This window comes from Streptomyces krungchingensis, assembly GCF_054729265.1.
Map to the genome: position 1 here is coordinate 7860204 of NZ_JBPUKY010000001.1, position 12784 is coordinate 7872987.

The window sequence follows — 12784 nt, forward strand, 5'->3', positions numbered from 1 at the left end:
CCGATCCGCAACACCTCTCGACCCGCTCGACGCTTCCTGGGGAGACACACGCATGGCACCCGGCCTTCCTACCGCCATGGACCGACCGCACTTCATCGGCATCGGCGGAGCCGGGATGTCGGGCATCGCGAAGATCCTCGCGCAGCGCGGCGCCGCGGTCGCCGGCAGTGACGCCAAGGACTCCGCGACCGCCGAGGCCCTGCGCGCACTGGGCGCGACGGTGCACATCGGCCACGCGGCCGGCCACCTCGCCGACGACGCCACCTGTGTCGTCGTCTCCTCCGCGATCCGCGCCGACAACCCGGAGCTGGCCCGCGCGGCCGAGCTCGGCATCCCCGTCGTGCACCGCTCGGACGCCCTGGCCCGCCTGATGGACGGCCTGCGCCCGATCGCCGTCGCGGGCACGCACGGCAAGACCACCACGACGTCGATGCTCGCCGTGTCGCTGTCCTCGCTCGGCCTGTCCCCGTCGTACGCGATCGGCGGCGACCTCGACGCGCCCGGCTCGAACGCCCTGCACGGCGACGGCGAGATCTTCGTCGCCGAGGCTGACGAGTCGGACCGCAGCTTCCACAAGTACGCGCCCGAGGTCGCGATCGTCCTCAACGTGGAACTCGACCACCACGCCAACTACGCCTCCATGGACGAGATCTACGAGTCCTTCGAGACCTTCGTGGACCGGATCGCCGAGGGCGGCACGCTGGTGATCTCGGCGGACCACGAAGGAGCGCGCGAGCTCACGCGCCGGGTCAGGGGCCGCGACGCCCGGGTCGTCACGTACGGCGACTCCGCCGACGCCGACGTCCGGGTGCTCTCCGTGGTCCCGCAGGGCCTCAAGAGCGAGGTGACCGTCCTCCTGGACGGCGCCGAGCTCACCTTCACCGTCTCGGTGCCCGGCCGCCACTACGCGCACAACGCGGTCGCGGCCCTGGCCGCCGGCGCGGCCCTGGGCGTCCCGGCGTCCGAGCTGGCCCCGGCCCTGGCGTCGTACACGGGTGTCAAGCGCCGCCTCCAGCTCAAGGGCGAGGAGGCCGGCGTGCAGGTCGTCGACTCCTACGCGCACCACCCGACGGAGATGACGGCCGACCTGGAGGCCATGCGAGCCGGTGCCTCCGGCCGCATCCTGGTGGTCTTCCAGCCGCACCTGTTCTCCCGCACCCAGGAGCTGGGCAAGGAGATGGGCGAGGCCCTGGCCCTGGCGGACGCCTCGGTCGTCCTGGACATCTACCCGGCCCGCGAGGACCCGATCCCGGGCGTCACGAGCGACCTGATCATCAGGGCGGCACGGGCCGCGGGCGCGGACGTCACGGCGGTCCACGACAAGGGCGACGTGCCCGAGACGGTGGCGGGAATGGCGAAGCCCGGTGATCTCGTTCTCACCATGGGCGCGGGCGACGTCACGGACCTCGGTCCGGAGATCCTGGCCCGCCTGTCGAAGTAGCCACAGCGTTCTTGAGGGGTTGAGCTTCATGTCGTACGACGTCGAAAAGCCGGACGAGCAGTGGCGTGCGGAGCTGAGCCCGGCCGAGTACGCCGTACTGCGCAAGGCGGGCACCGAGCCCGCGTTCACCGGCGAGTACACCGACACCAAGACCGAGGGCGTGTATTCCTGTCGCGCGTGCGGGGCCGATCTCTTCACCTCGACGGAGAAGTTCGAGTCGCACTGCGGCTGGCCCTCCTTCTACGACCCGAAGAACAGCGACGCGGTCGAGCTGATCGAGGACCGCTCGCACGGGATGGTGCGGACCGAGGTGCGCTGCGCCCGCTGCGGGTCCCACCTCGGACACGTCTTCGAGGGGGAGGGCTACCCCACCCCGACCGACCAGCGGTACTGCATCAACAGCATCTCGCTGCGGCTGGCGCCGGACGAGAGCTGAGCAGGGTACCGGCCGGCAGGACCGGGCACGGACCCGCCGCCGCGGCCTGATGGGACCTGATCCGAAACCGCCTAGTCGGCGCGGAGCGTCTGCTCGGCCCAGATGGTCTTGCCCGAACCTGCCTGACGCGTGCCCCAGCGGTCGGTGAGCTGGGCGACCAGCAGGAGGCCGCGCCCGCCCTCGTCGAAGGTGCGGGCCCGGCGCAGGTGCGGCGAGGTGCTGCTGGCGTCGGACACCTCGCAGATCAGCGCCCGGTCGCGGATGAGCCGGAGCTGGATCGGGGGCCCGCCGTAGCGGATGGCGTTGGTGACCAGTTCGCTGACCACGAGCTCGGTCACGAACACGGCCTCGTCGAGCCCCCACTCGGCGAGCCGTTCCCCGACGCGCTGCCGGGCCGTGGCCACCACCGCCGGATCGGACGGCAGGTCCCACACCGCCACCTGGTCGGCGTCCAGGGCGCGGGTGCGCGCCAGCAGCAGCGCCACGTCGTCGGCGGGGCGCTCCGGGAGCAGCGCCTTGAGCACGTTGTCGCAGGCGTCGTCCAGATTTCCGGCGGGGGCCGCGAGCGCGCTGCACAGAGTGGCCGTGCCCGCGTCCACCGCCAGGTGGCGGGCCTCCACGAGTCCGTCCGTGTACAGGGCCAGCACGGACCCTTCGGGGAGGTCCAGCTCCGTGGACTCGAAGGGCAGCCCACCGACGCCGAGCACGGGCCCGGCGCTCACCTCGACGACCTCGACCTCCCCCTCCGGGTAGAGCACGACGGGCGGCGGGTGCCCGGCGGAGGCGACCGTGCAGTGCCGCGCCACCGGGTCGTAGACCGCGTACAGGCAGGTCGCGCCGATCTGGCCGCCCGTCTGGCTGTCGTCGGCCGTGAGATGGCCGACCAGGTCGTCGAGGTGGGTGAGCAGTTCGTCCGGGGGCAGGTCGACGTCGGCGAGCGTCCAGACCGCGGTGCGCAGCCGGCCCATCGTGACGGAGGCGTGGATGCCGTGCCCCACCACGTCCCCGACGACCAGCGCCACCCGGGTCCCGGACAACGGGATGATGTCGAACCAGTCGCCGCCGACACCCGCCCGGGACAGCGCCGGAAGGTAGCGGGAGGCGAACTCCACCGCCGCCTGACCCACCATGGCCTGCGGCAGCAGACTGCGTTGCAGCGCCAGCGCGGTGGTGTGCTCCCGGGTGTAGCGGCGCGCGTTGTCGACGCAGACGGCGGCACGGCTGGCCAGCTCCTGCACCAGTGACACGTCGTCCTCGTCGAAGGGATCGGGGCTGCCTGTCGTGAGCAGCCGTACGAGCACGGCCACTCCGAGCGTCGTGCCGCGCGCCACCAGGGGTACGGCCATCAGCGAGAAGTCGCTGTCCTCCGACGCCCGCGGCCGGGTGGCCCGGCTGTCGTGGCGGGCCAGCCAGATGTCGAGGCCCGGCTCGCCGCTCCTGGTGACCACCACCTCGCCGGTCGCCAGCGCGCGGGCGGGCGGCGAGGCCGGCGGATACACGTCCGCGGAGCCCAGCGCGATCGCCGCCTCCGGCACCCCGGCGGTACGCGAGTGGTGGGCGACGCGGCGCAGCTCCACATCGGCGCCCACCGCGCCGATGCCGGGTTCCTCGCCCCGCAGCACGGAGTCCAGCAGGTCGACGCTGGCGAAGTCCGCCATCCGCGGGACCGCAAGTTCGGACAGCTCCTGCGCGGTGTGGATCACGTCGAGCTTCGTGCCGATGCTGGTGGCCGCCTTGTTGAGCAGCGCGAGGCGCTGTCTGGCCCAGTACTGCTCGCTGCTGTCGAACGCGGCCGCCGCCACCCCGAGCAGATCTCCCGAGGGGCCCCGCAGCGGCCACATCTCGGTGTTCCAGGCGTGCGTGCGCGTCCCGGAGGGGGCCCGCGTCCAGCTCTCGTAGTGCACCGGCCGGTCGGTCTCCACGACCTCCTGAAGATGGCGCACGAAGCCGCGGCTGTGCTCCTCGTTCTCCACGGTGTCCGGGAAGAACCGGCCGACGAACTCGGCCTCCGTGCGGCCCATCAGCCGGGACGCCGTGTCGTTCATCAGCAGGTACCGCTGCTCGGTGTCGAAGACCGACATCGACACCGACGACTGCCGGAACGCCAGGTCCCCCAGGGTCCGGCCCCGGTCGTCCGGCGCCGCGGTGATCACGTATCCCGACGCGTCGCCCCGCTCGCCCAGCAGCGCCCACGCCCGCAGCGCCAGGTCCGTGCGCCGCCCGTCCCGGCACCGCACGGTCACCACGCTTGCGCCGCTCGTCCGCAGCTCGTGCCAGGCCGCTTCCGCGTCGCCGTCGATCAGCTCCGCCAACGGCCGCCCGTGGACCTCGTGGGCCGTGTGGCCCGTCAGCATCCGGGCACCGTCGCTCCAGCCCGTGACGACCCCGTGGGCATCCACCACCGCCATGGCGTCACCGGCCGTGGCCGCAGACCCCGCGGACCTCGGCGTCACCATGTGTACAAGCATGATCCGATCGGGCAGTCCCCTCAACCGGGCCGGTCCGGTCCTGGGCCCGCCCGTCCGCGCAACCGGTCCGGCAGCCGGGGAGACGAGGCGGACGAGGCCCAACGCGCTTGCCGGTGCGGTCTCTTGGAGGTCCGGTGGACGAGCCCCGCGGCCGTCCGCGGTTCGGCGCGGGCAGCCCGTCCGCCGCGGACGACGCAACCCCGCCGCCATCGCCGCACGCGCGGGCCCGCGCCCGGTGCCGGCGAGGTCGGCGCGTCGTCGAACGCGGCACCACCGGACGCACCATGCTGACCTCGGTGAGCGGCTCCGCGGGTACGGGCGCGGCCACCCCTCGCGCGGCGGTGCCGAGCCTCCCGGAGCCGGCCCCGAAGGCAGGCCCGGACCTCAGGGAGCACCATGGACGCCGACAACGAAGACCGCGAGCCGTCCCGCCCCGAGAAGCGCCCGCGCACCCCGGGCGGGGGAGCGGCCGGCGCCGCGGGCGAAGCCGTTGCCGGCAGCGGGGGCGGGACCGGCGTCCCCGGTGGGACACCCGACGGCGAGCCGGGCCGGACCAGCCCCCGCGCCCCGGCCGAGGCCCGTGTCTGCGCGCTGCTGCGGCGTCCCCGGCTGTGGCTGTTCCCCACCGCCATGACCGGGCTCCTCGCACTGCTGCTGTCCCTGCTCTACATGGGCGGCATCGTGAACCCGAGCGGGCATCTGCACCGCCTGCCCATCGGCCTGGTCGACGAGGACCGGGGCCGGCCGCTGCCGGGTCAGCGGCAGAACCTCGGCGCGCAGGTCACCGACAAGATCCTGTCCGGCGACGTCTCCGGCCAGGCCGGCTGGCGTCGGCTCACCCGCGCGCAGGCCCAGGAGCAGATGGCCTCCGGGAAGATCTACGGCGCCCTGGTCGTCCCGGCGGACTTCACCGACTCCGTGGCCGCGCTCACCACCGCGCACGCGACGGTCCGGCCGACGATGACCGTGCTCACCAACCCGGGCATGGGCAGCCTGGGCTCCTCGCTGGCCTCCCGGATCGGCACGACCGCCGCCCAGCAGACCTCCGCGGCGATCGGCAAGGAGCTGACGTCGGCCCCCGCCACCGCGCGGGCCGGCGCCACCGAGCGGCTGCTGCTGGCGGATCCGGTCCAGGTCGTCACCCAGGTCGGACACCCCATCGGCACGCACAGCGGCCTCGGCCTGACCGCGTTCTACTACACCCTGCTGCTCGTGCTCGCCGGATTCCTCGGCGCCAACATCATCAACACCGGCGTGGACACCGCGCTCGGCTACGCCGACGGTGAGATCGGCCCCTGGCACACCCGCCGGCCGACCGTGCCGATCGACCGCACCCGGACCCTGCTGCTGAAGATGGCCATGACCGCCGGGATCTGTGTGCTCTCGGTCTCCCTCGTCATGGTGGCCACCGTCGCGATCCTCGGCATGGACGCCACCCGTCTCCCGTTGCTGTGGATCTACTCGTACTGCGCGAGCCTCGCGGTCGGCCTCGGTGTCCAGGCCATCAACGCGGCGTTCGGCGGGATCGGGCAGCTCGTCTCCATGTTCGTGTTCATCGTGCTGGGCCTGCCGTCGTCGGGGGCCACCGTCCCGCTCCAGGCCGTCCCCGGCTTCTACCGCTTCCTGTCGGTCTTCGAGCCCATGCGCCAGCTCAGCGACGGGGTGCGCGCCATCCTGTTCTTCGACGCGCGTGCCGACGCCGGTCTCGCCCGCGCCTGGACCATGATCGCCGTCGGTTCCGCGCTGGCCCTGCTCTTCGGCTTCGCGATGACCCGCTACTACGACCGCAAGGGGCTGCACCGCATGATCCCCCGGCTTCCCTGACGTCCCGGTCAGGCGGCCCGTCGGCCCGCCGCGCGTTCCGTCGTCCAGTACAGCAGCGCCAGTACGGGCAGGGCCGTGCCGAAGGCGGCCACCGCGGGCCAGCCCGCCGCGTGGTAGGCGACGGAGGCGAGTTGGGAGCCGAGCGCCCCGCCGATGAAGAAGATGGCGATGAACGCGCTGTTGAGGCGGGCCCGGGCGTCGGCGTCGAGCTGGTAGATGGTGTGCTGGCCGAGGATCAGCGTGCTCTGGACGGCCATGTCGAGCAGCACGGCGGCCAGGGCCAGCAGGACGATGTGGTGCCCGCCCAGCCCCGCGACGGCGAACGCGACGGCGGCGACGGCGAAGGCGACGCCGGTCATCGGCCGGGTCAGCCCCCGGTCGGCCCAGTGTCCCGCGACCGGCGCCACCACCGCACCGGCCGCACCGACCAGCGCGAAGAGGCCGACGCCGACGGGGGAGTAGTGGAAGGGCGGTCCGGTGAGGACGTACGAGACGGTCGTCCAGAAGGCGCTGAACGCGCCGAACATCGCCGCCTGGTAGAGCCCGCGCCGCAGCAGCGCGGGGTGGGTGCGCACCAGGCGCAGCGTGGAGCGCAGGACGTGGGCGTACGGGATCGTCGTGGTCGGTGCGTGCGCGGGCAGGGCGGCGCGCAGCGCCACGGCCAGCACGGCCATCAGGACGGCGGATCCGAGGTAGACCACACGCCAGCCCGCCGCGTCGGAGACCAGGCTGCTGAGCGTGCGGGAGAGCAGGATGCCGGTCAGCAGACCACTCATCACCCGGCCGACGATGCGGCCGCGTGCGTGATCGGGGGCGAGGCTCGCGGCGAACGGCACCACGATCTGGGCGACGACCGAGGTGGCCCCGGCGACGAGTGACGCGGCCAGCAGCAGGGGGAAGGTCGTCGCGAGGCCCGCCGCGACCAGGGCCAGCGTGGTGACGCCCAGCAGCACGGTGATCAGGCCGCGCTTCTCCAGCCGGTCGCCGAGCGGGACCAGGAAGAGCATGCCGATGACGTAGCCGACCTGGGTGAGGGTGATCAGGCCGCCGGCCGCCGCGGTGCTGACGTGGAAGACGTCGCGCAGGGACGACAGCAGCGGCTGTGCGTAGTAGAGGTTGGCGACCGTCATGCCGGAGGCGACGGCGAGGAGGGCGACCAGCCGGCCCGGTACGCCGTGCGGGGGCGCGACGGCGGACGGGCTCTGGGACCGGAGCTCGGAGGATTCGGAGGATGCGGACACGGCACCTTCTCGGGAAAAGAACCGGCGGGGACGGTTCGGCGGGAACGCTGTCTGCTGGACGGGCGGCCTCCTTGTCGCCCGTACGGTCTCCTCAGCACCGGACGGGACGTGTCCCTTCCCCTGGCGCGGCGATGATCAGAGATATCGGTTATCTCCGACAGAGATGATGCGGGCCTCGGCGGTCCGGGCGTCGTCCGCGGAGGACGCCCGGGCGGGCGGCCGTCCGCGGGCCGACCGGACTCAGGTCGTCCCGCTCCTGGCGTGACCGCCCTCAGGACACGGGGGTGACCGTCCTCAGGACATGTGGTGCAGCAGCGCGGCGACGGCCGGGGGCGCCTCCCCGCGCGGGCGCACCACCATGACCTTCCAGCTGGGCGCGTGCCGGTCGAAGCGGTGGGTGGCGAGATCCGGGAACCGCGCCGCGATCGACGCCGGCATGATGCAGACGCCCAGGTCGTTGCGGACGAGTTCGGACGCGGCGACGATGTCGTTGACCTCGAAGGTCGTCTCGCGCTCGACACCGGCGGCACGCAACGCCCGGTCCACGCAGAGCCGGATCGCCCAGCCGGGCGTGAAGTCCACGAGCGGCAGCCGGGCGGCCTCGGCGAGCGTCACCGTGCCGTCCGGGCCCTCCCCGGCGATTGCCCGCCCGGGTGCCGACACCAGGACCATCTCCTCGCGCGAGAGCAGCCGTGTCACCAGACCGCGCTGCTGCTGCCGGTCGAGCGCGACGACGGCCAGGTCCACCGTGCCCTCGCGCAGTGCCTGCCGGATGTCGGTGACGGCGGCCTGCCGCAGCCGGACCACCACGCCCGGATGTTCCGCGCGCAGTGCGGCCAGCGGGCGGTGCAGTTCGGCCCAGACGCCCTGCATGGTGCCGACGGTGATCCTGCCCCGCAGCTGCCCCCGGACCGCGTCGACCGTCGCCCGTGCCTGCTCGGCGGCCCGCAGCGCGGCGCGTGCCGCGGGGACGAAGGCCTCTCCCGCCGCGGTCAGCGACACCCGGTGCGTGGTGCGGTCGAACAGCTGGGTGCCGAGTTCACGCTCCAGCGCCCGCACCGTGCCGGACACGGCGGACTGCACCACGTGCAGGCGCTGCGCCGCCGCGGTGAAGCCGCCCTCCTCGGCCACCGCGACGGCGACCTCCATCTGCCGCAGGTCCATGTACGCTCCGCTCCCGGTCCCGAAGCCGCACCCCATCTCCCTCGGAGATGAGCTCGTCCTCCGATTGTCGCAGGCCGCGATCACCTGCCGGCCGTCCCGCGGTCACCTGCCGGCCGTCCCGCGATCGTCCGCGGGCCGGTCGCCGGACGGGAGGACCACTCGTCGGGTCACCAGCCGGGCGGACGCGGGCGAGGGCTCAGGACCGCCGGCCGCCGTTGCGCATCTCCCGGGGGCTCAGCCCGTAGCGCTGCCGGAACGCGGTGCTCAGGGCGCTCGCCGAGGAGAAGCCCGAGGCGTACGCGAGGTCGGTGATCGTCAGGTGTTCGCAGTCGCCGCACCGGAGGCGCTCGCGCACGAGCCGGAGCCGTTCCTCGCGGATCAGGTCGCGGGGAGTGGTGCCCGCCCGTTGCAGGGCCAGCTGGATCTGGCGCAGTGACCAGCCGAGCGCGCGGGCCATGGACGTACCCGTGAGGGCCGGGTCGGCCGCGTGGTCGCGGACGTAGCGGCGGACCATGGTCTCCACGTCGGACAGCTGACCGGTTCCGTCGGGGCGGTCGTCGCCCGTGGCGAGCATGCACAGCAGCTCGACGATGCGGTCGGAGACGGCGTCGAACTGGGCGTCGGTGAGGGCGTCGCGCTCGGCGTGCAGGTCGTTCAGCATGGAGCCGACGACCCGGCCGAGCCCCCTGGTCAGGTCGAGGCCGGTGGCCAGCGGTGACTTGCGGTTGAGGGGGCCGTCCACCTCGCGGGCCGGGATGGTGAGGATGTACGCCTGGGTGGTCGCGTCCTGGAGACAGTCGAAGGGCGAGTCGAAGGAGACGAGTGTGCCGGTCCCCGGGGTGAGCCGTGCCTCCTGGCCGTCCTGCCGCAGGACGATCCCGCCGGTGAGCGGCAGGAGTAACCGGTAGTCCCCGTCAGGGTCCTCGCGGACCTGGCGCGCGGTCCTGCTGTACTCGATCTCGTCGGACCGGAACCTGACGAGCTGGTACTTCTCGGTCCGCTGCCGGACGGTCTCGCCGCCGAAGTCGTCCGGGCGGGCGTACGCGAAGCCCATCCGGGACTGGTACGACCCGATGTGTTCGCTCCAGAAGTCGGCCCGCTCACGCGGTGTCACCTCATGGGTCGACTGCGATTCCACGAGGTAGCTCTCCGCTGGCGACGGCACCTCAACTCCCGTGCTATTGGCGGCAGTTACTCGGAGTCAGCCTACTGCACACGCCCCGTGCGCATGACAGCAACTTCCTTGCGCGCCGGGGCAAGCGCGGGCGCCGCCGCGCGGCTACCGTCGTGCGCCGCGTCAACTCGCGCCCCTCCCATCACCCTTCCAACCCCCTATGACTGCCACCCGTTCAACTCAGCCATGCATGCGGAGACTTGAGGATCCATGACCGAACGCCTACCGGAGGCAGCGTTCTGGTGCCTGGCCGTCGGCCTGCTCGCCGTCACCGTCCTGCTGCTCCGCCAGCGCGGCATCACCGCCCGGCAGCGCAGGCGGACCACCGAACTCGCGGACGGACTGCGGGCCCGCGAAGAGGAACTGCGCCATCTGGCCGCGGTCCGCCTCCCGGCCCTGGAGGACGCCCCGCACCAGGCGGGCCCCGCCGCCGGACTGCTGGACGCCCGGCTGGCCGACACGGACTTCGCCAAGAGCCTCGACAGCGTCGTCGAACGGTTCTCCGGCGCCGTGGAGCACGCGCAGTCCCGCGCCGACCAGTCCGCCAAGGCCGCCCTCAAGGCGTCGATGCGCTCGATCCAGGCCCTCGCCAACGAGCAGCAGGTGTCCATCTCGGAGATGCAGGACCGGCACGACCACCCCGACGTGCTGCGCGACCTGCTCGAGATCGACCACACCAACGCCCAGTTCGGCCGCCGCGCGCAGGCCATCGCCGTCCTCTGCGGCTCCTGGCCCGGACGGCAGCGCTCCACCTCCCCGCTGATCGAGGTCGTCCGCGGGGCGACCTCCCGCATCCGCGACTACCGGCGCGTGCGGATCAACGGGCAGGCGGACATCGCCGTCGAGAGCCGCGCGGTGGAGCCCGTCGTCCTCGCGGTCGCCGAACTGCTCGACAACGCGGCACGCCACTCGCAGCCCAACACGACGGTCGAGGTCAACGTCCAGACGGTGCACAACGGCGCCTGCGTGGTCATCGACGACGCCGGCGTCGGCATGGACGGGCAGGCCTCCGAGCACGCCGCCGCGCTGCTGACCGGCCGGCACGCCGTGGACGTCACCCGCCTCGACGACCCGCCCCAGTTCGGCTTCGCCGTCATCGGCGTGCTCGCCGCCCGGTACGGATTCAGCGTCTCGGTGGACACCCGGTCGCCGTACGGCGGTGTCCGCGCCGTGCTGTTCGTGCCCGCGGCGCTGCTGACCCACATGGACCCCGCGACGGTGGCGGCACCGCCGGCCGCCCCGACCCGCCGGTCGTCCCGGCCCGCCGGAACCGTTGCGTCGCCGGAACCCGCCCCGGCCCCCGTACAGGCCGGACCCGCCACCCCGACCGAGGCGGCGTCCGCCGCCACCACCACTGCCCGTACGACAGCCCGTACGGCCGAGACCGCGGAGGCCACCACGGCCGGAGGACTGCCCAAGCGGCGCCGCCGCACCCCTCAGGCGCCGGTGACCGCGACCGCCGGGGAGCCGCCCGCGGCGCCGGCCGAGGAGGTCGGCGGCCGGACCGCCGAGGAGAACGCGCGGCGCATGGGCGCCTTCGCCCGCGGCACCCGCTTCGGCCGGTCCGCCCACGACGCGTCCGCCGCCGAGGCCTCGCACCAAGCCCCCCACGAGAACGAAGGGAACACACAGGGATGATCGCCCCCATGACCAACGAGCTGGGGTGGATGCTCGACGAGGTCCTCAAGGTGCCGGAGGCGCGTCACGCGATCCTGCTGTCCGCCGACGGCATGCTCCGGGCGCACTCCGCGGACATCGGCCGGGACGACGCCGAACGGCTGGCCGCCGGCCTGTCGGGGGTGCAGTCGATCAGCCGCAGCACGGCCGAGTTCTGCGGCAGCCCGCACACCCCGTGGCGGCAGACCCTGATCGAGTTCGCCCATGGCTACGTCTTCCTCGTCGCCGCGGGGGAGGGAGCCTATCTCGCGGTGTCCACCACCGAGAACGTCGACATGGAAGCGGTCACCTACCGCATGCACAAGCTGGTCGACCGGCTCGGCAAGGAGCTGACCAGCCCGGCCCGGCAGGACACCGGCAGTCCGGCATGACACCCCGCCGCCGTCCCGGGGAGCGGCTCGTGCGGTCCTACGTCGTCACGGACGGCCGCTCCCACCCGTCCCGCAACACCCTCGACCTCGTCACGCTGCTGATCGCCGCCGACGATCTGCCCCTGACGGGACTGAGTCCCGAGAAGCGGCGGCTGATGGAGCTGTGCCGGCCCGGAGCGCTGTCAGTCGCCGAGGTGGCCGGGCATCTGGAGCTGCCGGTCAGCGTCACCAAGGTGCTGATCGCCGACCTGATCGACAGCGGCCACATCGTCACCCGCGCGCCGATCCCGTCCGCCCGCCCCTCCGACACCCGCATCCTCCAGGAGGTGCTCGATGGGCTCCGCGCCCGCCTCTGACGACGTCCGCCCCCGGTCGGGCGGCATGCATCTGCCGCCGACCGTGCAGACCGCGGTCAAGCTGCTGATCGTGGGTCACTTCGCCGTCGGCAAGACCACCTTCGTCGGCGCCCTGTCCGAGATACGGCCGCTGCGCACCGAGGAGGTCATGACCCAGGCCGGCGCGCTCGTCGACGACCTGGCCGGGACGCGCGACAAGACGACCACCACGGTCGCCCTCGACTTCGGCCGCCTCACCCTCAACGACGCCTTGGTCCTCTACCTGTTCGGCACACCCGGGCAGCAGCGCTTCACCGAGTTGTGGCAGGACATGACGCGCGGTGCGCTCGGCGCGCTCGTCCTCGCCGACACCCGGCGCCTGGACCAGTCCTTCGAAGTCATGGGCGTGCTGGAGGAGTTGGGACTGCCCTACGCGGTGGCCCTGAACGAGTTCGACGACGCGCCCGAACACGGCCTGGACGAGGTGCGCGAGGCTCTCGACCTGCTGCCCTCGACCCCGCTCGTGCGCTGCGACGCCCGCGACCGGGTCTCCTCCACCGAGGCGCTGATCGCCCTCGTCGAATACCTGCTCACCCGCACCGGCGAACTGGAGCACGCGTGACCCCCGTACCACCGGAGTCCGTACCACCGCA

The 12784-nt window shown here is 73.0% G+C and carries 11 protein-coding genes; 7 read left to right on the top strand and 4 right to left on the bottom strand.

Annotation, left to right across the window (positions count from 1 at the left end; genetic code table 11):
- The first annotated feature begins 52 nt into the window (after positions 1–52).
- Together murC and msrB are read left to right on the top strand one after the other, a co-directional pair.
- Positions 53–1441, top strand: a complete 1389-nt coding sequence (gene murC, locus ACSYGO_RS34375; protein WP_460388877.1) for a UDP-N-acetylmuramate--L-alanine ligase — start codon at positions 53–55, stop codon at positions 1439–1441.
- Between the two features lie 28 nt (positions 1442–1469).
- Positions 1470–1877: a peptide-methionine (R)-S-oxide reductase MsrB gene (gene msrB, locus ACSYGO_RS34380; protein WP_426681404.1), complete on the top strand. Its 408-nt coding sequence runs from the start codon at positions 1470–1472 to the stop codon at positions 1875–1877.
- A gap of 71 nt (positions 1878–1948) precedes the next feature.
- On the opposite strand, the gene ACSYGO_RS34385 is transcribed toward msrB, so the two are convergent.
- Positions 1949–4333, bottom strand: a complete 2385-nt coding sequence (locus ACSYGO_RS34385; protein ID WP_460388879.1) for a SpoIIE family protein phosphatase — start codon at positions 4331–4333, stop codon at positions 1949–1951.
- Between the two features lie 408 nt (positions 4334–4741).
- Here ACSYGO_RS34385 and ACSYGO_RS34390 point away from each other — a divergent pair, with 408 nt between their 5' ends.
- On the top strand, positions 4742–6169 hold the full coding sequence (locus ACSYGO_RS34390; RefSeq protein ID WP_460388881.1) for a YhgE/Pip domain-containing protein: 1428 nt from the start codon (positions 4742–4744) through the stop codon (positions 6167–6169).
- Positions 6170–6177: 8 nt separating this feature from the next.
- Here ACSYGO_RS34390 and ACSYGO_RS34395 read toward each other — a convergent pair whose 3' ends face one another.
- The 3 genes from ACSYGO_RS34395 to ACSYGO_RS34405 form a co-directional block, all read right to left on the bottom strand.
- Positions 6178–7299 (bottom strand): MFS transporter, encoded by a 1122-nt coding sequence (locus ACSYGO_RS34395; RefSeq protein ID WP_426681506.1) that lies wholly within the window; start codon positions 7297–7299, stop codon positions 6178–6180.
- A gap of 405 nt (positions 7300–7704) precedes the next feature.
- The gene (locus tag ACSYGO_RS34400; protein ID WP_460388883.1) at positions 7705–8574 is read right to left on the bottom strand and encodes a LysR family transcriptional regulator; all 870 of its coding nucleotides are present in this window, start codon (positions 8572–8574) and stop codon (positions 7705–7707) included.
- 196 nt (positions 8575–8770) lie between these two features.
- The gene (locus tag ACSYGO_RS34405; RefSeq protein WP_426681408.1) at positions 8771–9739 is read right to left on the bottom strand and encodes an AraC family transcriptional regulator; all 969 of its coding nucleotides are present in this window, start codon (positions 9737–9739) and stop codon (positions 8771–8773) included.
- 219 nt (positions 9740–9958) lie between these two features.
- Between ACSYGO_RS34405 and ACSYGO_RS34410 the strand changes: the two genes are divergently transcribed.
- From ACSYGO_RS34410 to ACSYGO_RS34425, 4 genes are read left to right on the top strand one after another with little or no spacing between them, the layout of a single operon-like run.
- Complete coding sequence (locus ACSYGO_RS34410; RefSeq protein ID WP_460388885.1) at positions 9959–11386, top strand: ATP-binding protein; 1428 nt, start codon at positions 9959–9961, stop codon at positions 11384–11386.
- A complete protein-coding gene (locus ACSYGO_RS34415) occupies positions 11383–11796 on the top strand; it encodes a roadblock/LC7 domain-containing protein (RefSeq protein ID WP_028800745.1) in 414 nt (137 codons plus the stop codon). Before ACSYGO_RS34410 ends, ACSYGO_RS34415 begins: the two co-directional genes overlap by 4 nt.
- Positions 11793–12152, top strand: coding sequence for a DUF742 domain-containing protein (locus ACSYGO_RS34420; protein ID WP_345648583.1), 360 nt, complete (start codon positions 11793–11795; stop codon positions 12150–12152). Before ACSYGO_RS34415 ends, ACSYGO_RS34420 begins: the two co-directional genes overlap by 4 nt.
- Positions 12130–12753: a GTP-binding protein gene (locus ACSYGO_RS34425; protein ID WP_095937258.1), complete on the top strand. Its 624-nt coding sequence runs from the start codon at positions 12130–12132 to the stop codon at positions 12751–12753. The genes ACSYGO_RS34420 and ACSYGO_RS34425 overlap by 23 nt, the downstream gene beginning before the upstream one ends.
- The last annotated feature ends 31 nt before the right edge of the window (positions 12754–12784 follow it).